The organism is Acidovorax sp. BoFeN1, assembly GCF_003345135.1.
Taxonomy (GTDB): Bacteria; Pseudomonadota; Gammaproteobacteria; order Burkholderiales; family Burkholderiaceae_C; genus Acidovorax; species Acidovorax defluvii.
In genome coordinates this window covers 1-20057 of the sequence record NZ_QOZT01000034.1, presented here as the reverse complement: position 1 = coordinate 20057, position 20057 = coordinate 1, and the positions used below count along the sequence as shown (strand labels likewise).

Here is a 20057-nt window from a genome sequence, read left to right as displayed (position 1 = left end):
CCTGGCCTTACCAGGCGTGCAATGCGTTGTCGGGGAAGCGGCCCTGCTTGACGGCCTGCACATAGGCCTCCATGGCGCCGCGCACGCTGCCAGCGTCCTGCATGAAGTTGTGCACAAACCTGGCCATCTTGCCCAGGTTCACGCCCAGCATGTCGTGCAACACCAGCACCTGGCCGGCCGTGCCGTTGCCCGCGCCAATGCCGATGGTGTGGCAGTGCGGCAGCTCGGCGGTGATTTCGGCGGCCAGCGCGGCGGGCACCATCTCCAGCACCAGCATGGCGGCGCCAGCGTTTTGCAGCTCCAGTGCCTCTTTGCGCAGCGTGCGGGCGGCGTCTTCTGTTTTGCCCTGCACGCGGTAGCCGCCCAGGGCATGCACGGTTTGTGGCGTCAGGCCCAGGTGCGCGCACACGGGTACGCCGCGCTGCACCAAAAACTCCACCGTGGGCGCCGTCCAGCCGCCGCCCTCCAGCTTGACCATGTGCGCGCCCGCCTGCATCAGCGTGCAGGCGCTGCGCAGGGCCTGTTCGCGGCTTTCGGCATAGGTGCCATAGGGCAGGTCGGCCACCAGCCAGGCCGTGCCCTGCACGCGGTGCAGGCCGCGCGCCACGCTGGCCGTGTGGTAGGCCATGGTGTCCAGCGATACCCCCACGGTGCTGGGCAGGCCCTGGCAGACCATGCCCAGCGAGTCGCCCACCAAAATGCACTCGACGCCCGCTGCATCGGCCACGGCGGCAAAAGTGGCGTCGTAGGCGGTCAGCATGGTGATTTTTTCACCGGCCTCGCGCATCTGCGCCAGGCGCGGCAGGCTGACGGGCCGGCGCTGGGGCAGGGGCGACGCAGGCGGCAGCGTGCCATAGGGAGTGGTGGGCGTGGCGGGAGTGGCCTGCGTAGGTGTCTGGGGCGATGTCTGGGTCGGCTCGGTCATGGCGTCACTCCTTGCAAAGTCGACAAAAGCGCGCAGTCTAAGTCACAGCGGGGCCGTGGGTGGCGCACTGCAGGTCTTCAGGGATGACCTGCACAACTCCCTGCGGTCGGTGGCAGCGCGGTCTCGGGCGATCCGCTGCGTTGCTTTTCTTGCCAATAGCCGGGCTATTGGCTGCAAAAAGACGCCTTGCGGCCCATCCCGATCCGCACTGCCACCGACGCGCGAGGGTTATGCAGGTCATCCCTAACACCATGTGGCCTTGCGCTACATTCTTTGTTCAGCGGGCCTCACAAGGGGAAGGGGGCCGCCAATGCAACACAAGGACTCCCGTGGAACCACAGCCCGTGCAAGTGCAAGCCCAAGCGCCTGATGCCAGCAAGATTTTTGTCTTCGAAGAGGTGTATCCGTTCCGCGCGGCGCAGGAGCAGGCCGAAAAGAAAAAACTCAGCGCCTTCGGCATGATGGCCAAGTTCAACCCCCTGAACCGTCCGCGCGACGACACGGTGCAACTGTCGCGCCAGGAAATGCGCCTGGAGCCGTTCTGGCACGTTGTGGCGCAGCGCTCGGTGGACTACACCTGCCAGATCACCTACCAGGTGCCGGTGCACAACCTCTATGCCCAGACCCTGCAACTCGACGACAAAGTGTTTGAGGTGACGCGGCAAAAAGACAAGGCGCGCATCGAGTTCGTCGCCATCGAGCACTGCCATCGCAAGATCCATTTCGACCAGATGATCGATGGCATGCAGCGTGACATCAAGCCCGCGGTGCTCAAGGCCTACATCGAAAAATACAAGTTCACCGAGACCGAGCGCGTAGAGCGGCCTGACGAGCTGCTCAAACCCTTGATCTCCATGGCTGCCGCCAAACAGTTGGCCACCGCCAGCCTGACCTCGGAGGCCGTGAATGCCTACGAAATCCAGGCCGACCTCACCCACTTCGAGCGCACCCACCTGTATCTGCGGCCCGTGTTTGCCTTCGAATTCCGCTGGAGCAGCGCGGACAAGGTCGGGGTCATCGAGGTCGATGGGCTGACGGGCGAGGTGGTGGAGAACGGGCGCTGGTTCAAGGACAAGGTCAGCCAGGTGCTCACCCGCGACATGCTGGTCGATATTGGCGCCGAGATGGCGGGCACCCTGGTGCCCGGTGGCGGTGCCGCCGTCAAGCTGCTCAGCAAGCTGGTGACACCCGGCGCGCCCGGTCACTGACCACGCGCTCCACCAGCGCAGGCCCTCACCACCGGGGGCAGATGGGCAAGGCGAAGCCGCTATGCTTCACGGCCATGACCTATCCAGAAGACGAAACCCGCCAGTCCCTGCACACCCAGGTGCTGCTGGACGTGGCCCGTGCCCTTGAAGAAGACGTGGGCAGCGGCGACCTCACCGCTGGCCTGATCGACCCCCAGCGCCGCACCCGCGCGCGCATCCTGGCGCGCGAGGCCGCCGTGATCTGTGGCGCCCCCTGGGCCGAGGCCGCCCTGCGTGCGCTCGACCCTTCCGTGCAACTGACCTGGCATGTGGCCGAAGGCGCCCGCTGCGCTGCCGACCAGGTGGTGCTGGAGATCGAGGGCAATGCCCGCGCGCTGCTCAGCGCCGAGCGCACGGCGCTCAACTTTCTGCAACTGCTCAGTGCCGTGGCCACCAAAACCCGCACCTACGTGGACGTGGTGGCTGGCACCCGCGCGCACATCGTGGACACCCGCAAGACTCTGCCCGGCCTGCGCCTGGCGCAAAAATACGCCGTGCGGGTGGGTGGCGGCACCAACCACCGCATCGGCCTGCACGACGCCGTGCTCATCAAAGAAAACCACATCGCCGCTGCCGGTGGCGTCACGGCCGTGCTGCGCGCTGCCCAGCAGGTGGCGGCGCAAGCCAAATTCATCGAGATCGAAGTCGAGACGCTTGAGCAGTTGCAGGAGGCTCTGGACGCTGGCGCCAAGATGGTGCTGCTCGACAACATGCCGCTGCCTACGCTGCGCGAGGCCGTGCGCATCAATGCTGGTCGCGCCATCCTCGAAATCTCGGGCGGCGTGACGCTCGATGGCCTGCGCGCCCTTGCAGAAACCGGTGTGGACCGCATCTCGATTGGCACCCTCACCAAAGACGTCAAGGCCACCGACTTCTCGATGCGCCTGCAGGAGTTAGAGTGACCAACCCCCTGTGGCGCTGCGCGCCTTCCCCCTTCTCTCGCGCGGAGCGCGGGAAGGGGGACGCCACCCGCGCGGCGGGGCGGCCCTTGCGCGGTGGCCGCTGGCCTGGGCCGTGCCTGTTGTACGTGCCGAGACTGGCGCAACGCACACTGAATGACTGATATGAACACTGTGATTACCCTCAAGGAAGTCGATTACGAGCAGCCCGAAGGCGGCGGCGTGTGCGCGACCAAGCACGCCTGGGCGCGTGTGCCTCCCGAGCCGTCGCAGGACGAGCGCGCTGCGCTCAAGGACAAAATCCGCCGTTTGCTGAAGGAAAAGAACGCGGTCATGGTGTCGCACTACTACGTGCACCCCGACCTGCAGGACCTGGCCGAAGAAACCGGCGGCATCGTCAGCGATTCGCTGGAGATGGCGCGCTTTGGCCGCGACCACGCCGCGCAGACGCTGGTAGTGAGCGGCGTGCGCTTCATGGGCGAGACGGCCAAGATCCTCTCGCCCGAGAAGACCATCCTCATGCCCGACCTGGACGCCACCTGTTCGCTCGACCTGGGCTGCCCCATCGACGAGTTTTCGGCGTTCTGCGACCAGCACCCCGACCGCACCGTGGTGGTCTACGCCAACACCAGCGCCGCCGTCAAAGCCCGTGCCGACTGGCTGGTCACGTCGAGTTGCGCGCTCGACATCGTGCGTGCACTCAAGGACCAGGGCCACAAAATCCTGTGGGCGCCCGACCGGCACCTGGGCGACTACATCCGCCGCGAGACCGGTGCCGACATGCTGATGTGGAACGGCGCCTGCATCGTGCACGACGAGTTCAAGGCCTTTGAGCTGGAATCGCTGAAAAAAGAGCACCCGAACGCCAAGGTGCTGGTGCACCCCGAAAGCCCGGCCGACGTGATTGCCCTGGCCGACGCAGTAGGCTCCACCTCGGCCATCCTCAAGGCCGCGCAGACGATGGACGCCCAGGAGTTCATCGTCGCCACCGACAACGGCATGATGCACAAGCTGCGCACGCTCAACCCCGGCAAGGTGTTTTACGAAGCCCCCACCGCCGGCAACAGCGCCACCTGCAAAAGCTGCGCCCACTGCCCCTGGATGGCGATGAACGGCCTGGCCGGTGTGGCCCACGGGCTGGAGACCGGCAGCAACGCCATCGACGTGGACCCGCAGATCATCCCGCGCGCGCGCCTGCCGATTGACCGCATGCTGGCCTTCACCGCCGCGCTCAAAAACGGCCTGCCCACCAGCGGCCTCGTGCCGAACATCGGCGCGGCCTGAGGTACCCCGCGCCCCTGCGCCACGGCCGGGGCGTGGATCGGTAGGGGCACGCTGTACACGGCGGCGTTTGCTTTGTTTTTAATAGCTGTTAGCGCATGTCCCATAAGCGCTGGAGGCCAATTTGACCCTTACTGCGCACATTGACTTTGCCGACCCGCACGACCGCAGCGCGCCGCGCCTGCGCCATGCCTTTGGCGCCCCGCGCGAGGTGCTGCAAGCCCACCAGCTACAGGACGTGCGCGCCGTGCTCGACGCCGTGCATGCCGCCGCACAGCGCGGCCACTGGTGCGTGGGCCATGTGCGCTACGAGGCCGCAGCGGCCTTTGACGCCGCCCTGCAAACCCACGCCGCCGACGGCCCGCTGGCGTGGTTTGCCGTGTACGACGCACCGCTGCCCTGGCCCGCCGATGGAGCTGTTGACTCCGATCCCGCCGCGCAGGTCGAGTGGACCGGCGGCCCAGACCGCGCTGGTTTTGACGCAGCCATTGCCCACATCCAGCAGGCGATCAGTGCGGGCGAGCTTTACCAAGTCAACTACACCGCCCCGCTCACTGGCGCATTGCGCCAGGGCAGCGCCGCCGCGCTGTTTGCCGCGCTGCAGCGCGCCCAGCCCGGCGGTTATGCCGCGCACATTGCAGCGGGCCCCGAGCAGGTGCTGTCGGTGTCGCCCGAGCTGTTTTTTGACTGGCACGATGCGCCCGGTGGCGGCCGCATTCTGGCCCGCCCCATGAAAGGCACCGCCGCGCGCGGCGCCACCCCCGCAGACGACGCCGCCCAGGCCGCCCACCTGCGCGCATCGCCCAAAGAGCGCGCTGAAAACGTCATGATCGTGGACCTGCTGCGCAACGACCTCTCGCGCATCGCCCAGCCGCACAGTGTGCGCGTGCACGCGCTGTTCCACACCGAGGCCCTGCCCACCGTGTGGCAGATGACGTCGGACGTGCAGGCCCGCACGCGCGCTGGCATTCGGCTTTCCGACGTGTTTGCCGCGCTTTTCCCCTGCGGCTCGGTCACCGGCGCACCCAAGGTGCGCGCCATGCAGATGATTCGTGCGCTCGAATCCGCGCCGCGCGGCGTGTATTGCGGCGCTGTCGGCGTGGTGCGGCCGGCAGGCGTGGCCGGGCCCGATGGCCTGTGCAGCGTGGCCGCCACCTTCAACGTGCCCATCCGCACCGTGGTGCTGCGCGCCGGGGCCGACGGCGCCACCACCGCCACCTGCGGCATTGGCAGCGGCATCACCTCGAGTGCCACGGCCGATGCCGAATGGAACGAGTGGCGCCACAAGCGCGCCTTTGTCGAACGCGCCAGCGCGCCGTTTGACCTGCTCGAAACCCTGGCGCTAGTGGATGGCCAGTTCCGCCACCGGGCCGAGCACCTGGCGCGCCTGCAGGGCGCGGCCGCGCATTTCAATGTGCCGTTCGACGCCGCTGCCGTGCAGGCTTGCCTGCAGGCGCTGGCAGGCAACCACCCCGCCGGTGCCTGGCGCGTGCGCCTGCTGCTGCGCGCCAGCGGCCAGCCCCACGCCGAGGCCTTTGCCTTGCACCCCACGCCCGAGCCGGTGCGCCTGCAATTGGCGGGCCGCCCGCTGCCAGAGGCCCATGGCGAATTCGTGCGCTACAAGACCACGCGCCGCGCGCACTACACCGCGTTGGCGCCCACCACGCCCGGTGTGTTCGACACCGTGCTGTGGAACGAAGCGGGCGAGATCACCGAAACCACGTTCGGCAACATCGCCATGCTGCTGGACGGCCGCTGGGTCACCCCCCCGCTGGCCTGCGGCCTGCTGCCCGGCGTGGGCCGCGCCGTGGCCCTGCGCGAGGGGCGCCTGACCGAGGCCGTGGTGCGCCTGCAAGACCTGCCGCGCGTGCAGGCCTGGGCATTCGTCAACAGCCTGCGCGGCTGGCTGGCCGCCGAACTGGTGCCATGATATTTGGGTGTTTTTGGCCTCTAGCGCTTATCTGGTAAGCGCTAGTAGCTATCATTGTTATAGTGTGTAAACCGCCCAAAACCTTGTCCTGATAATGGGCGAGTTCCCCGCCCCACCCACTCCCCCTGAAGGACGCCCATGACGCCCGAGGCACTGGCCCGCGAATCCATCGACCGCAAGCTCGCCCAGGCCGGCTGGGTGGTGCAAGACATGAAGGCGCTCAACCTGGGCGCAGCCACCGGAGTGGCAGTGCGCGAACACCCCACCGACACCGGTCCCGCCGACTATGTGCTGTTTGTCAACCGGCAGCCCGTGGGCGTGATCGAAGCCAAAAAAGACAGCGCTGGCGAAAACCTCACCGCGACGGAGGCCCAGACCGAGCGCTACGCCAGCGCCAACCTCAAATGGCGCAAAGACAGCACGCCGCTGCGCTTTTTGTTCGAGGCCACCGGCCAGATCATCCGCTTTACCGACGGCGCCGACCCCGCGCCGCGCTCGCGCGAAATCTTTCATTTCTTCAAGCCCGAAACGCTGGCAGCGTGGCTGGCACAACCAGACACCCTGCGCCGCCGGCTGGCCGAGCAAATGCCCGCGCTGCCCGAGCAAAACCTGCGCCACTGCCAAATCAGCGCCGTCACCGGGCTGGAAAAGTCGCTGGCGCTGAACAAACCCCGCGCCCTGGTGCACATGGCCACCGGCGCGGGCAAAACGTTTACCGCCATCACGTCGGTGTACCGCCTGCTCAAGTTTGGCGGTGCCAAGCGCATCCTGTTTCTGGTCGATACCCGCAACCTGGGCAAACAGGCGCACCAGGAGTTCATGGCCTACACGCCGCCCGACGATGGCCGCAAGTTCACCGAGCTCTACAACGTGCAGCGCCTGGCCTCGCCCAACATCGACCCCAACGCGCAGGTGTGCATCAGCACCATCCAGCGCATGTATTCCATTTTGAGTGGCGAGCCCATCGACGAATCGGCCGAAGACCTGTCGCTGAACGAGGTGCAGCAAACCGCCAGCCAGGCAAAGCTGGTGCGCTACAACCCGGCCGTGCCGGTGGAAACGTTTGACTTCATCGTCATCGACGAATGCCACCGCAGCATCTACAACCTGTGGAAGCAGGTGCTCGACTACTTTGACGCCAGCCTGATCGGCCTGACCGCCACGCCCGACAAGCGCACTTTTGGCTTCTTCAACGAAAACATCGTCGCCGAATACACCTACGAGCAATCCGTGGCCGATGGCGTCAACGTGGGCTACGACGTGTACACCATCGAAACCGAGGTCACGCAAAAGGGCGCCGAGCTCAAGGCCAAAGAATGGGTGGACCACCGCGACCGGCAAACCCGCAAAAAGCGCTGGAGCGAAACCGAAGAAGACACCGCCTACACCGGCAAAGAGCTGGACCGCTCCGTGGTCAACGTGAGCCAGATCCGGCAGGTCATCCAGGCCATGAAAACCGCCGTGGAAACGCAAATCTTCCCCGCCCGCAAAGAAACGCCCAAAACCCTCATCTTTGCCAAGACCGACAGCCACGCCGACGACATCATCCGCATCCTGCGCGAGGTGTATGGCCAAGGCAACGCCTTCTGCAAAAAGGTCACCTACCGCGCCGAAGAAGACGCCGACAGCATCCTCAGCAGCTTTCGCAACGACTACCACCCGCGCATCGCCGTCACCGTAGACATGATCGCCACCGGCACCGACGTCAAGCCCCTGGAAGTGCTGCTCTTCATGCGCGACGTGCGCAGCAAGGGCTATTACGAGCAAATGAAAGGCCGGGGCGTGCGCAGCCTCGATGGCGACAGCTTGAAGCGCGTCAGCAACAGTGCCGACGGCGCCAAAACCCGCTTTGTGCTGATCGACGCCGTGGGCGTGGAAAAGTCGCTCAAAACCGAAAGCCGCCCGCTGGAGAAAAAACCCGGCGTTCCGCTCAAAGACCTGCTGCAAGGCGTTGCCATGGGCAGCCGCGACGACGACACCGTGCTGTCGCTGGCCAACCGCCTGGTGCGCCTGGCCAAGCAACTGGGCGAAAAAGCGCAGGCGCGCATTGAAAAAGCCAGCGGCGGCATCCCCGTGGCCGAGTTGGGCAAGGGCCTGATAACCGCGCTCAACCCCGACGCCATCGTGCAAACCGCGCTGGCCAGCGCGCAGGCCCTGGGCATCACCCGCAGCGAAGACACCCTGCTGCCGCAAGAGCTGGAAGCCGCCCGCGCCACCCGCGTGGCCGCCGCCTGCGCCCCGTTTGACCAACCCGCGCTGCGTGAAGAAATCGAAAACGCCCGCCGCGAGCGCGAGCAGCTCATCGACCACATCAACCTCGATACCGTCACCTTCGCGGGCTTTTCCGAGCAGGCCGAGGCGCAGGCCAAGGCGGTGGTACAGACCTTTGCCGACTACCTGCAACAGCACAAAGACGAAATCGCGGCGCTGGATTTTTTCTACCAGCAGCCCTACCAGCGCCGCGCGCTCACCTTCGACCTCATCGAAGAGCTGCACGAACAGTTGGCCAAACCACCGCTGATGCTGACCACCGAACGCCTGTGGAGCGCCTATGCCCGCGTGCAGGCAACGCAGGTGAAAGGCGCGGACAAGAAGCGCCAGTTGACCGATCTGGTGTCACTGGTGCGCTTTGCGCTGGGGCTGGACGGCGAAGGCGCCGAACTCAAGCCCTTTGCCGACGAGGTGGACAAGCGCTTTCAGGCCTGGATTTTTCGGCACAACGCCCAGCGCGGCACCGCCTTTACGCCCGAGCAAACCGAGTGGCTGCGGCTGATGAAAGAGCACATTGCCAGCAGCTGCGCCATCCACCGCGACGATTTTGATTACGCCGAGCTGGCGGACAAGGGTGGGCTGCAGAAAGCGTGGGGGCTGTTTGGCAAGGAGCTGGATACCTTGATGGATGAAATGAATTGGGAGTTGGTGGCGTGAGTGAATTTGTTGAGTTGCCCAACACATGGGCATTCGCGCCGCTTTCAAGTATTGCGGACGTCAATCCTCGCTCGTTCTGCCCACTCCCGAGTGCCGTCAGCCAGCCGGTTCACTTTGTGCCAATGAGTGCTGTGACCGAAGAGTTCGGTGGCATTGACATTTCCGCAAGGCGCCCGCTCGGCGACGTGCAGAAGGGCTACACCTCGTTTCTGACCAATGACGTGCTGCTTGCGAAGATCACGCCATGCATGGAGAACGGCAAGCTGGCTTTGGTACCGCCATTGCAAGATCACCTCGCTTTTGGCTCCACCGAGTTTCATGTCTTACGTGCCAAGGATCAGGTCCAACCAAGCTGGCTGGCTTACTTCCTGTCTCAGTCAGCTTTTAGAAGGCTTGCACGGCAAAACATGACGGGTAGCGCGGGCCAGTTGCGTGTCGCAACTACCTGGTTATCTGACGCCTTAATCCCTGTTGCTCCTGCCACCGAACAAACCCGCATCGTCGCCAAACTCGAAGAACTGCTCTCCGACCTCGATGCCGGGGTGGCCGAGCTCAAGGCCGCGCAAAAGAAGCTGGCGCAGTACCGCCAGTCGCTGCTGAAAGCCGCCGTGGAAGGCGCGCTCACCGCCGCGTGGCGCACGCAGCACCAGCCCACCGAGACCGGCGCGCAACTGCTGCAACGCATCCTGCAAGAGCGCCGCGCCCGCTGGGAGGCCAGGCAACTCGCCAAGTTTGCGGAGCAAGGCAAAACCCCGCCCAAGGACTGGCAGAAAAAATACCCCGAGCCGGTGCAGCCCGATACCAGCGGTTTGCCGGAATTACCGCAGGAGTGGGTGTGGGCAAGTGTTGAGCAAATTGCTTCAGACGAGCGGTACAGCCTTGCTATTGGTCCGTTCGGAAGTAATTTGAAAGTGCCAGACTATAGAAATTCTGGCGTTCCATTGGTCTTTGTGCGCAACATCCGTTCAGGCAACTATGGCGGGGCGTACACCAAATACGTGACTTCGGAAAAGGCCGAGGAACTCAGTGCGCACAGCATTGCAGCAGGAGATGTACTCATTACAAAAATGGGCGAACCTCCTGGGGATGCAGATGTTTACCCCAGCGATCAGCCTCCAGCAATCATTACGGCTGACTGCATAAAAGTGCGCTGCTGGGCTGGCCTCCTTCGCCCTGATTTTCTAAAAACTGTAATCAACTCATACATTGGTCAAAGGCAAATTGAGCCAATGACACAAGGTGTGGCGCAGAAAAAGGTGAGCTTGGGACGGTTTACAAGTCTTGCGGTGCCAATTCCTTCGCTTCACGAACAGGATTTGCTGATGAAAATGGTTTCAGCAGCAGATGGCGATGCTGTTGCGCAGGAAGCGGCAATTGCGTTTTCCCTCCAACAATCCACCGCCCAACGCCAAAACATCCTGCGCGCCGCCTTCTCCGGCCAACTGGTGCCGCAAGACCCCCACGACGAACCGGCCAGCGTGCTGCTGGAGCGCATCCGCGCCGAGCGGGCCGCGCAGGGCGCAGTAAAAAAACCGCGTGGCCGCAAAGCCAAGGAGGCCGCATGAATTCGAGCGACGGAGTGGACGAAATGGATGTGGCCAGCCTGGCAGAAGCCTACGACCTGGAATGCAAGGCAGCGCAGGGGCGCGATGGCCGTGGCGAGCTGCCAGACGATGTGTGGAAAAGCTACAGCGCCATGGCCAATGCCGATGGTGGGGTGATTCTGCTGGGCGTGCAGGAAAAGCCACGGGGCAGCTTCCGTGCCCTGGGTTTGGCGGATGTTGAACGGGTGCGCAAGGCGTTGTGGGACAACTTGCATAACCGCAAGCAGGTCAGCGTCAACCTGCTGACCGAGCAGGATGTGGATGTGGTGCAGATCGACGACCACATGGTGCTGCGCGTCCGCGTGCCACGGGCATCGCGCCAACAGCGGCCCGTGCATGTGGGGAGCAACCCGTTTGGGGGCACCTATTTGCGCCGCTACGAGGGGGACTATCAGGCGGATGACGAGGCGGTGCGCCGCATGGTGGCCGAGCGCGTGGAGGACTCGCGTGATGAGCGGGTGCTCAAGGGGTATGACTTTGGCGACCTAGACATGGATACGGTCGCGGCATACCGCAACCGGTTTGCGGCGGTGAAGCCGGGCCATGTGTGGAGCGACCTGCCCCTGCCCGAGTTTCTGGAGCGCATTGGGGCGTTTGGCAAAGACCGCGAGGCAGGCCTCAGCGGTTTGCGGCTGGCGGGTTTGTTGATGTTTGGCCGGGCCGAGGTGATCTGCGATGCGCTGCCGCACTACATGGTGGATTACCAGGAAAGGCCAGAACCCAAAGCCGATAAGCGCTGGATTGACCGCTTAGTACCCGATGGCAGTTGGTCGGGCAATGTGTATGACTTTTTCCGCAAGGTGTACCTGAAGCTGACGGTAGATCTGAAGGTGCCTTTTCAGTTGCAGGCGGGCCAGCGGATTGACGACACGCCGGTGCATGAGGCGCTGCGCGAGGCTCTGGTCAACACCTTGATCCATGCCGATTTCTCGGGCCGGGTATCCGTGCTGGTCGTGAAGCGGCCGGACATGTTTGGCTTTCGCAACCCCGGCCTGATGCGCGTACCGCTGGAGCAGGCGGTGATTGGCGGCAATAGCGATTGCCGCAACCGGCGCTTACAAAAGATGTTTCAGCTGGTGGGCTATGGTGACCATGCGGGGTCTGGGTTGCCGAAGATTTATCGGAACTGGGCTGGGGAGCATTGGCGCAGACCGGTGTTGCACGAATTGCGTGAACCTGAGCAAACGCTGATGGAGCTGCGCATGAGCAGCCTGGTGCCACAAGACGTGCTGGTGGAGTTGCAAAATCGCCTGGGTGAAAGCTTCACGGCCCTGCCAGAGTTGGCGCGGCTGGCACTGATTACAGCCAGCACGGAAGGGGTGCTGAACCATGCGCGCTTGCGCCTGATTGCCACCGATCATCCGGCAGACATTACCAAGATGCTGGCCAGTCTGGTACGCGATGGTTTGTTAACGCCCCAAGGCACAGGCCGGGGCATGGTGTATTACCTGCCGTGGGAGCCGCAGGCGGCGTCCATGGGTTTTGCTGCAGGGGAAACCCCATTAACACCGGAGCTAAACCCCTTAACACCGGAGCTAAACCCCTTAACACCGGAGCTAAACCCCTTAACACCGGAGCTAAACCCCTTAACACCGGAGCTAAACCCCATAACACCGGAGCAGCCGGACAGCGCTCCGGTGGCTGCGCCTGGGCCAACGGTGATTTCTGACCTTACCCAGATGGACTCCGCCGAACTCGCAAGACTGCGAGCATTGGCCGCGCCGGTGGCCGAGCGTGGCCGCGCAAGCCCGGAGCTAGTGCAGCAAACCGTGTTGGCACTGTGCGCCGATCGGTACTTGGGCTTGCGTGCACTGGCACAGCTATTGGGTCGCAACCCCGACGGGGTTGATTTGCGCAAACGCATTCTGAATCCCCTGGTCGCCCGCAAACAGTTGCAGCGCGCATACCCCAACCCGAACGATCCACGCCAGGCTTACTCGGCCAGCACGACGAAATCTGACGCATGAACACCTCCTCCCTCGTCCAGAAAGTCTGGAACTTCTGCCACACCCTCAAAGACGATGGCGTGGGCTATGGCGACTATCTGGAGCAGCTCACTTACCTGCTGTTTTTGAAGCTGGCGCACGAATACGCGCAAGAGCCCTACAACCGCGACACGCACATCCCCAACGGCTATGGCTGGGCCAGCCTGACCAGCAAAGTGGGCGAGCCGCTGGAGGCACATTACCTGGCCACGCTGCACCGGCTGGGGCAGGAGCCGGGCATGCTGGGCGCCATCTTTTTCAAGGCGCAGAACAAAATTCAAGACCCGGCCAAGCTCTCGCGCCTGGTGCAGCTGATTGATGCCGAAAGCTGGATCAGCCTGGATGCCGACACCAAGGGCGACTTGTACGAAGGCCTGCTGCAAAAAAACGCCGAAGACACCAAAAGCGGCGCGGGCCAGTATTTCACGCCGCGCGCGCTGATCGAAGCCATGGTGGCCTGTGTGCGGCCCGAGCCCATGAAGACCATCGCCGACCCGGCCTGCGGCACGGGAGGCTTCTTCCTGGGGGCCTACAGCTGGTTAACGCGCCCCGGCGCCGCGCTGGACAAACGGCAAAAGGCGTTTCTGCGTGACCAGACCTTCTACGGCAACGAGATCGTGCCCAACACGCGCCGCATGTGCCTGATGAACCTGTTCCTGCACAGCATCGGCGAACTCGACGGCGAGCCGTTGGTGGAGCGCTCGGACGCCCTGATTACCGAGCCCAAACGCAAAGTGGACTATGTGCTGGCCAACCCGCCCTTCGGCAAGAAAAGCAGCATGACGTTCACCAACGAAGAAGGTGAAGACGACAAGGATGCATTGATTTACGAGCGGCAAGACTTTTGGACGACCACGTCGAACAAGCAGCTTAACTTTTTGCAGCACATCGTCAGCATGCTGAAGGTGGACGGCAAAGCGGCGGTGGTGCTGCCCGACAACGTGCTGTTTGAAGGCGGGGCGGGCGAGAAGATTCGCAAGAAGCTGCTGGAAAACTGCGATGTGCACACCGTGCTGCGCCTGCCCACGGGCATTTTCTATGCGCAGGGCGTGAAGGCGAATGTGGTGTTCTTTGACAACGCCCCAAAAGATGGGCGCGTGCATACCAAGGGCGTGTGGTTTTACGACCTGCGCACCAACAAGCATTTCACGCTGAAGACGCGCACCTTGAAGCTCGATGACTTGCAGGATTTCATTACCTGCTATCACCCGGAAAACCGCCACGAGCGCATCGCCACAGATCGCTTCAAGTTCTTCAGCTACGACGAGCTGATGGCCCGCGACAAGGCCAGCCTGGACATCTTCTGGCTGAAAGACGACAGCCTGGACAACCTGGATGATTTGCCGCCGCCCGAGGTGCTGCAGCAAGAAATCATCGAGCACCTGGAGGCTGCGTTGGCGGCCTTCAGGGACGTGGCGGCAGGGCTGCCGGGGCGGGGCGCTGCAACGCCGTAGCAATGCACCACCCGCTGTAGTGCGGTGCGGCCCCTGTCGCACCTATCGCCGCACCTATCGCCGCCCCTGCCAGGCCGCTTGCTGCGCCACAAATCCGTCAAACGCCGCCAGCAGGGGCGCAAGGCTTTCGGCGCCTTCCAGTTGCGCCAGCGCCGCGCAGGTGGCCTCCAGGGTAGAGAGCTGGTGCGGCTGGTGCGCCGTGCGGATGCGGTAGCGCGAGGCCGGTAGCTCGCGCAGCGGCAGGCGCGGCAGTTGTTGCAGCAACGGGTTTTGGTGCAGCATCTTGCGGCTTTTGCGCCAGGTGCCGTCCAGCACCACCAGGCGCAGGCGCTCTGGTGTTTGCAGCCAGGCGGGGTTGAGTGGCGGCGGGGTGGCAATGCCCAGGGTGGCGTCTTGCGGGGCCTCGGGGTAGAGCAGCAGGGTGTGGCGTGGGGCGGTGGCCGCATCTGTTGCGTCAAAAGGCGCAGTCAGCAGGGGCTGCAGCGCGCTGGCGTCAAACCGCTCGCCCGTCACCATGCGGCTGTGCGGCAGGCTCAGGTGCAGCAGCCGGGCCGTGCCTTTGGCCTCGTGCACTTCCAGCGGGTGCTGCAGGATCAGCACCTCGGTGCGGTGCGCCACCGGGGTGGCCCAGCGGCAGATGCAGGCGCTGTGCGGGCGCAGGCAGGCGGGGCAGCGCGGGCGGCTGGTGCTGAGTGGAGTCACTATAAAAAAAAGAGCTGCTAGCGCTTGATGGATAAGCGCTACAGCCCTGTTTGGCTAAAAAATGGCGGCGAGGCCGGTGGCTTACAGCCGCTCTTTGACGTAAGAGCCCCGGTCCATATCGACGATTTCCACGCTGAGCTGCACCATCACGCCCGCTGGCTTGGGTGACAGGCGGCGCAGCACCTCGGCCACGCGTTCGGACAGGTCTTTTTTGGCCTCGGGCGTGCGGCCCGACAGCAGGCGCAGCTGGGCGTGCACAAACGCGCGGTTGGCGGGGGCGGTGCCAATTTCAAAGCTGTCCACCAGCACGAAGCGGCTTTTGAGGTCGGCCTCGTCCAGCACTTCGGGGCTGCTGGTGACGGCCTGGTTCAGCTCGGTGAGGGCTTGCGCCTCGGGAAAACCGGCAAGGTTTTGCGAGTATTCGACGATCAGGTGGGGCATGGTCTGCTTTCGGCGGGGGTGGAAAAAGCGGGCGTTACAGCGCCTGGGTAGGCACGTGGTGGCGCAGTTCGGTCTGGCGATTGTGGCCGTCGACAAACACCAGTTGGGGTTCGTGCGTGGCCACCTTGTCTTCGGGCACCTGGGCAAACGCCGCAATGATGAGCAGGTCGCCCACGGCGGCGCGTCGCGCGGCCGAGCCGTTGACCGAGATCATGCCGCTGCCGCGCTGGCCCTTGATGGCGTAGGTGATGAAGCGCTCGCCGTTGTTGATGTTCCAGATGTGGACCTGTTCGTTCTCCACCAGGTTGGCGGCGTCGAGCAGGTCTTCGTCGATGGCGCAGGAGCCTTCGTAGTGCAGCTCGCAGTGCGTGGTGGTGGCGCGGTGGATCTTGGATTTGAGCAGGGTGCGGTACATGGCGGTGCAGGTGTGTTGATGGTGGTGTTCCATGCCGCGCTCAGTGGCGCGCAACGGGCGGAACCAGGATGGTGGGCGCTGCGGGCGCCGCCAGCGCGGGGTAGTCGCGGCTGTAGTGCAGGCCGCGGCTTTCGCGGCGCATTTGCGCGCTCTTGATGATGAGGTCGGCCACCTGCACCAGGTTGCGCAGCTCGAGCAGGTCGCGCGTGATGTGAAAGTGGGCGTAGAACTCCTGGATCTCGGCTTGCAGCAGGGCGATGCGGTGGGCCGCGCGCTCCAGGCGCTTGTTGGTGCGCACGATGCCCACGTAATCCCACATGAAGCGGCGCAGCTCGTCCCAGTTGTGCGAGATGACCACCGACTCGTCGGCGTCCTGCACGCGGCTGTCGTCCCAGCCCGGCAGCTCGGGCACGGGCGTGCACGGCGTGGCCGCAATGGCGTGCGCGGCGGCGCGGGCAAACACCATGCATTCGAGCAGCGAGTTGCTGGCCAGGCGGTTGGCGCCGTGCAGGCCGGTGCAGGCCACCTCGCCCACGGCGTACAGGCCGGGCAGGTCGGTGCGGCCCGCCAGGTCGGTCAGCACGCCGCCGCAGGTGAAGTGCGCCGTGGGCACCACGGGGATGGGCTCTTTGGTGATGTCGATGCCCAGCGACGCGCAGTGCGCCAGGATGTTGGGAAAGTGCTCGTGCAGAAAAGCGGGGCTCTGGTGCGAGATGTCCAAGTGCACGCAGTCCAGGCCGTGGCGCTTCATTTCGTAGTCGATGGCGCGTGCCACCACGTCGCGCGGCGCTAGTTCGGCGCGCTCGTCGTGCTGCGGCATGAAGCGCGTGCCACCTGCCGATGCCGGCAGCAGCAGCTTGCCACCCTCGCCACGCACGGCCTCGCTGATGAGGAACGACTTGGCGTGCGGGTGGTACAGCCCCGTGGGGTGAAACTGGATGAACTCCATGTTGCCTACGCGGCAACCGGCGCGCCAGGCGGCGGCAATGCCGTCGCCGGTGGCGGTGTCGGGGTTGGTGGTGTAAAGGTACACCTTGCCCGCGCCGCCCGTGGCCAGAATGGTTTGCGGCGCGCGGAAGGTCACCACCTCATCGGTGGCGCCATCCAGCGCATACAGGCCCAGGCACTGCTGCGGGCCCGCCAGGCCCAGCTTGTGGCTGGTGATCACGTCCACCAGCGTGTGTTGCTCGAACACCGTGATGCCTGGCGTGGCGCGCACCACGTCGATCAGCGTGCGCTGCACGGCGGCACCGGTGGCGTCGGTCACATGGGCGATGCGGCGTGCGCTGTGGCCGCCTTCGCGCGTGAGGTGCAGCTGGTCGCCCTCCATCGAAAAAGGCACACCCAGCTGGCGCAGCCACGCGATGGCCTCAGGCGCGTTTTCCACCACGAAGCGCGTGGCGGCCAGGTCGCACAGGCCGGCACCGGCCACCAGGGTGTCTTCGATGTGCGCGGCAAAGCTGTCGTCGTCGGCCAGCACGGCGGCAATGCCGCCCTGCGCCCAGGCGCTTGCACCGTCCTGCAGCTGGCGTTTGGTGATGACAGCCACGCGGTGCGTGGGCGCCAGGTGCAGGGCGGCCGAGAGACCGGCGAGGCCGCTGCCTACGATGAGTACGTCAAAGTCGTGGGATGCCATGGCGGTTATTCGTTGCATTGGAAACGGACGCTGTTCAAAGCCAGTGCCACCGTGGAACGGGCTTGGCCAGGCCACGGGTGGCGTCCCCCTCCCGCGCAGCGAGTGAGGGGGAAGCGGCGCGGCCGCTCAGGGGTGTCATTCCTTTTCCAAATCATTCGTGTCTAGGCGCGAAGCCGCAGGCAGTGCTGTAGCACGACAAGGCGAAGCAACAACGACACGGGTGATTTAGAAATGGAATCATGCCGGTACATAGGCCAGCCGGACGTAAATGGGGGCAAAGGCCTCGGCCTGGGTGATCTCGATCAGCGTTTCCTTGGCCAGCTCGAGCAGCGCGATGAAGGTCACCACCAGCACGGTGCTGCCGTTGGCGGGATCGAACAGTTCTTCAAACTCGACAAAGCGGCGCCCCTGCAGCGTTTTGAGCACCATGCTCATGTATTCGCGCACGCTCAGTTCCTCGCGGGTGATCTTGTGGTGCTGCACCAGCCGGGCGCGCTTCAGGATGTCGCGCCAGGCGTCTTGCAGATCGACCACATGCACATCCGGAAACCGCGGCTGCAGGCTTTGCTCGATGTACACCTGCGCCTTCACAAAGTCGCGCCCATATTGCGGCAGTTGCCCGAGGCGCATGGCGGCCATCTTCATCTGCTCGTATTCGAGCAGGCGGCGCACCAGCTCGGCGCGCGGGTCTTCGGCCTCGTCGGCTCCCTCCTGCTTTTTGGGGGGCAGCAACATGCGCGACTTGATCTCGATGAGCATCGCCGCCATCAGCAGGTATTCGGCGGCCAGCTCCAGGTTGCGGCTGCGGATCTCTTCCACGTACACCAGATACTGGCGCGTGAGGCCGGCCATGGGGATGTCGAGGATGTTGAAGTTCTGCTTGCGGATCAGGTACAGCAGCAGATCGAGCGGGCCTTCAAAGGCCTCAAGGAAGACTTCGAGCGCGTCGGGCGGGATGTAAAGGTCTTGCGGCAGCGCAAACAGCGGCTCGCCATACAGGCGGGCCAGCGCCACCTGGTCCACCACGTCGGGCATGGTGCCCGGGGTAGCCGCAGTGGCCTCGGCAGGGCTTGCGCTGCGCATTGTGCTATTAAATTGATAGCTTCTAGCGCTTTATAGTAAAGCGCTAGAGGCCATTTTTATGTTCAATCAGCGTTGGTCTGATAGGGGTAGGGCTTTTGCGCGACCTGGGCATCGCGGTAGTCGCCCCAGATCTTGCGGTCTACCTGCTTGTCCCACAGCAGGGCGCGGCCTGCGCGCTGCTGTTCATCCAGCTCGGGCCTTTGCGCCTTGAGCTGGTCGATGAACTGGGTGGCATCGGATTTGTAGTCGGGGCGGCGAAAAATGGACATGGACTGATAACCTCTCTGGCTTGATTTTACCGGGAGCCTTCCATGCCCTTTCTTTTTCGTGCCCTGGCGCTTGCCGCGGCGGCTTTCAGCCTGGTCGCCCTGGCCGGATGCGACGCGCAGCGCATCAGCGAACTGCAGCCTGGCATTTCCACCGAGGCCGACGTGCGTGACCGCTTTGGCGTCCCCGAAACCATCTGGGACGAGGCCGATGGCGCGCGCACCCTGGAATACAACCGCCAGCCCGCCGGGCAGATCAATTACATGATCACCGTGGGTGCCGATGGCCGGCTGGTGGCCGTGCGCCAGGTGCTCACGCCCGAGAACTTTGCCCGCATCACACCCGGCACCGACATGGCGCAGGTGCGCCGCAATCTGGGCAAGCCTGCCAAGGTCACGCCCTACCGCCTCAGCGGCGAAACGCACCACGACTGGCGCTTTGCCGAGGCGCCCAACATCCCCAAGGTGTTTACCGTGGTGACCAAAGACGGCGCCACGGTGCTGCGTACGCAGATCGGCCCCGACATGGACGCGCCAGAGAACAAGGGCGGGCGCTGATTTCACCAACCCGGCGCGCTGCCGCCTTGCGGGCATTCACGGCGCAATCTTGCGCTTGAGTGCCCGCGCCACCCCCGGCGGCAAGCTGGGCAGTGAGCGCAGCAGCCAGGGCAGCAACTTGCGCTTGAGGCCGCTGAGCGACTGCGGCACCACCGCCTCGATCAGGTGCGGGCCGGGCGTGGCCAGGGCGTGCTCCAGCGCCCGCACAAACTCCTCCGCCGTAGTGGTGCGCACGCCGTGCACGCCCATGCCATGGGCGAGCTGAGCGAAGTTCAGCACCGGGCCGTTCAGGTCCAGCTGCGACCGGGCCTTGGCGCCCACTTTTTCGGCGCCCACGCGTTCCAGCTCCACGTTGAGCACCGAGTACGAGGCGTTGTTGAAGATGACCGATACCACGTTGAGCTTCTCGCGCGCCATGGTCCACAGCGCCTGGATGGTGTACATCGCGGTGCCGTCGCCAATGAGCGCCAGCACCGGGCGTGTCGGGCAGGCGATGGCCGCGCCGACGGCATTGGGCAGGCCCTGGCCTATGGCGCCGCCCGTGAGCGTGATGAGGTCGTGGCGCGGCGCACCGGCGGTGAAGGGCCCGAGCATCAACCCCGAGGTGATGGCCTCGTCGATGACGATGGCGTTCTCGGGCAGCAGGTGGCCCACTGCTTTGCACACCTTTTCGGCGGTGAGCTTGCCGCGCGGGCGCCCGGGG

General features: G+C 64.5%; 17 protein-coding genes. 9 read left to right on the top strand and 8 right to left on the bottom strand.

The features are described from left to right. Positions 1-7: 7 nt before the first annotated feature. The gene (gene panB, locus DTW89_RS09730) at positions 8-925 is read right to left on the bottom strand and encodes a 3-methyl-2-oxobutanoate hydroxymethyltransferase (protein ID WP_236637091.1); all 918 of its coding nucleotides are present in this window, start codon (positions 923-925) and stop codon (positions 8-10) included. 329 nt (positions 926-1254) lie between these two features. On the opposite strand from panB, the gene DTW89_RS09725 reads away from it, so the two are divergent. The 8 genes from DTW89_RS09725 to DTW89_RS09690 all read left to right on the top strand — a co-directional run bounded on the left by DTW89_RS09725 (position 1255) and on the right by DTW89_RS09690 (position 14253). Further along, positions 1255-2133, top strand: coding sequence for a hypothetical protein (locus DTW89_RS09725; RefSeq protein ID WP_236637090.1), 879 nt, complete (start codon positions 1255-1257; stop codon positions 2131-2133). A gap of 74 nt (positions 2134-2207) precedes the next feature. Further along, positions 2208-3074, top strand: coding sequence for a carboxylating nicotinate-nucleotide diphosphorylase (gene nadC / locus DTW89_RS09720; protein ID WP_111865760.1), 867 nt, complete (start codon positions 2208-2210; stop codon positions 3072-3074). A 162-nt stretch (positions 3075-3236) separates the two neighbouring features. Continuing rightward, complete coding sequence (nadA, locus tag DTW89_RS09715; RefSeq protein WP_114655794.1) at positions 3237-4355, top strand: quinolinate synthase NadA; 1119 nt, start codon at positions 3237-3239, stop codon at positions 4353-4355. Positions 4356-4476: 121 nt separating this feature from the next. Continuing rightward, positions 4477-6282 (top strand): chorismate-binding protein, encoded by a 1806-nt coding sequence (locus DTW89_RS09710; RefSeq protein WP_114655793.1) that lies wholly within the window; start codon positions 4477-4479, stop codon positions 6280-6282. Between the two features lie 138 nt (positions 6283-6420). Continuing rightward, positions 6421-9210 carry a type I restriction endonuclease subunit R gene (locus DTW89_RS09705; RefSeq protein WP_114655792.1) on the top strand — a complete coding sequence of 930 codons (2790 nt, stop codon included), beginning with the start codon at positions 6421-6423 and terminating at the stop codon, positions 9208-9210. Further along, entirely contained in the window at positions 9207-10775 is a 1569-nt protein-coding gene (locus tag DTW89_RS09700; protein ID WP_114655791.1) for a restriction endonuclease, read from the top strand. Before DTW89_RS09705 ends, DTW89_RS09700 begins: the two co-directional genes overlap by 4 nt. Further along, positions 10772-12781 (top strand): RNA-binding domain-containing protein, encoded by a 2010-nt coding sequence (locus tag DTW89_RS09695; RefSeq protein ID WP_114655790.1) that lies wholly within the window; start codon positions 10772-10774, stop codon positions 12779-12781. The genes DTW89_RS09700 and DTW89_RS09695 overlap by 4 nt, the downstream gene beginning before the upstream one ends. Further along, on the top strand, positions 12778-14253 hold the full coding sequence (locus tag DTW89_RS09690; protein ID WP_114655789.1) for a class I SAM-dependent DNA methyltransferase: 1476 nt from the start codon (positions 12778-12780) through the stop codon (positions 14251-14253). The genes DTW89_RS09695 and DTW89_RS09690 overlap by 4 nt, the downstream gene beginning before the upstream one ends. Before the next feature lie 54 nt (positions 14254-14307). Here the strand turns inward: DTW89_RS09690 and DTW89_RS09685 are convergent, their stop codons facing one another. The 6 genes from DTW89_RS09685 to DTW89_RS09660 form a co-directional block, all read right to left on the bottom strand. Beyond that, a complete protein-coding gene (locus DTW89_RS09685) occupies positions 14308-14955 on the bottom strand; it encodes a tRNA-uridine aminocarboxypropyltransferase (protein ID WP_114655788.1) in 648 nt (215 codons plus the stop codon). 81 nt (positions 14956-15036) lie between these two features. Then, positions 15037-15396, bottom strand: a complete 360-nt coding sequence (locus tag DTW89_RS09680) for a 5-carboxymethyl-2-hydroxymuconate Delta-isomerase (RefSeq protein ID WP_024816108.1) — start codon at positions 15394-15396, stop codon at positions 15037-15039. Positions 15397-15430: 34 nt separating this feature from the next. Then, positions 15431-15811 carry an aspartate 1-decarboxylase gene (panD, locus tag DTW89_RS09675; RefSeq protein ID WP_114655806.1) on the bottom strand — a complete coding sequence of 127 codons (381 nt, stop codon included), beginning with the start codon at positions 15809-15811 and terminating at the stop codon, positions 15431-15433. A gap of 40 nt (positions 15812-15851) precedes the next feature. Further along, a complete protein-coding gene (gene nadB, locus DTW89_RS09670) occupies positions 15852-17447 on the bottom strand; it encodes an L-aspartate oxidase (protein WP_114655787.1) in 1596 nt (531 codons plus the stop codon). A 237-nt stretch (positions 17448-17684) separates the two neighbouring features. Next, positions 17685-18530, bottom strand: coding sequence for a segregation and condensation protein A (locus DTW89_RS09665; protein WP_114655786.1), 846 nt, complete (start codon positions 18528-18530; stop codon positions 17685-17687). Positions 18531-18592: 62 nt separating this feature from the next. Further along, positions 18593-18799, bottom strand: coding sequence for a DUF3460 family protein (locus DTW89_RS09660; RefSeq protein ID WP_024816104.1), 207 nt, complete (start codon positions 18797-18799; stop codon positions 18593-18595). A gap of 42 nt (positions 18800-18841) precedes the next feature. Between DTW89_RS09660 and DTW89_RS09655 the strand changes: the two genes are divergently transcribed. Continuing rightward, positions 18842-19354, top strand: coding sequence for a hypothetical protein (locus DTW89_RS09655; RefSeq protein ID WP_024816103.1), 513 nt, complete (start codon positions 18842-18844; stop codon positions 19352-19354). Positions 19355-19390: 36 nt separating this feature from the next. Here DTW89_RS09655 and DTW89_RS09650 read toward each other — a convergent pair. Further along, positions 19391-20057, bottom strand: a 667-nt coding sequence (locus tag DTW89_RS09650; protein WP_236637089.1) for a thiamine pyrophosphate-dependent enzyme, incomplete at its 5' end; no start/stop codon positions are given.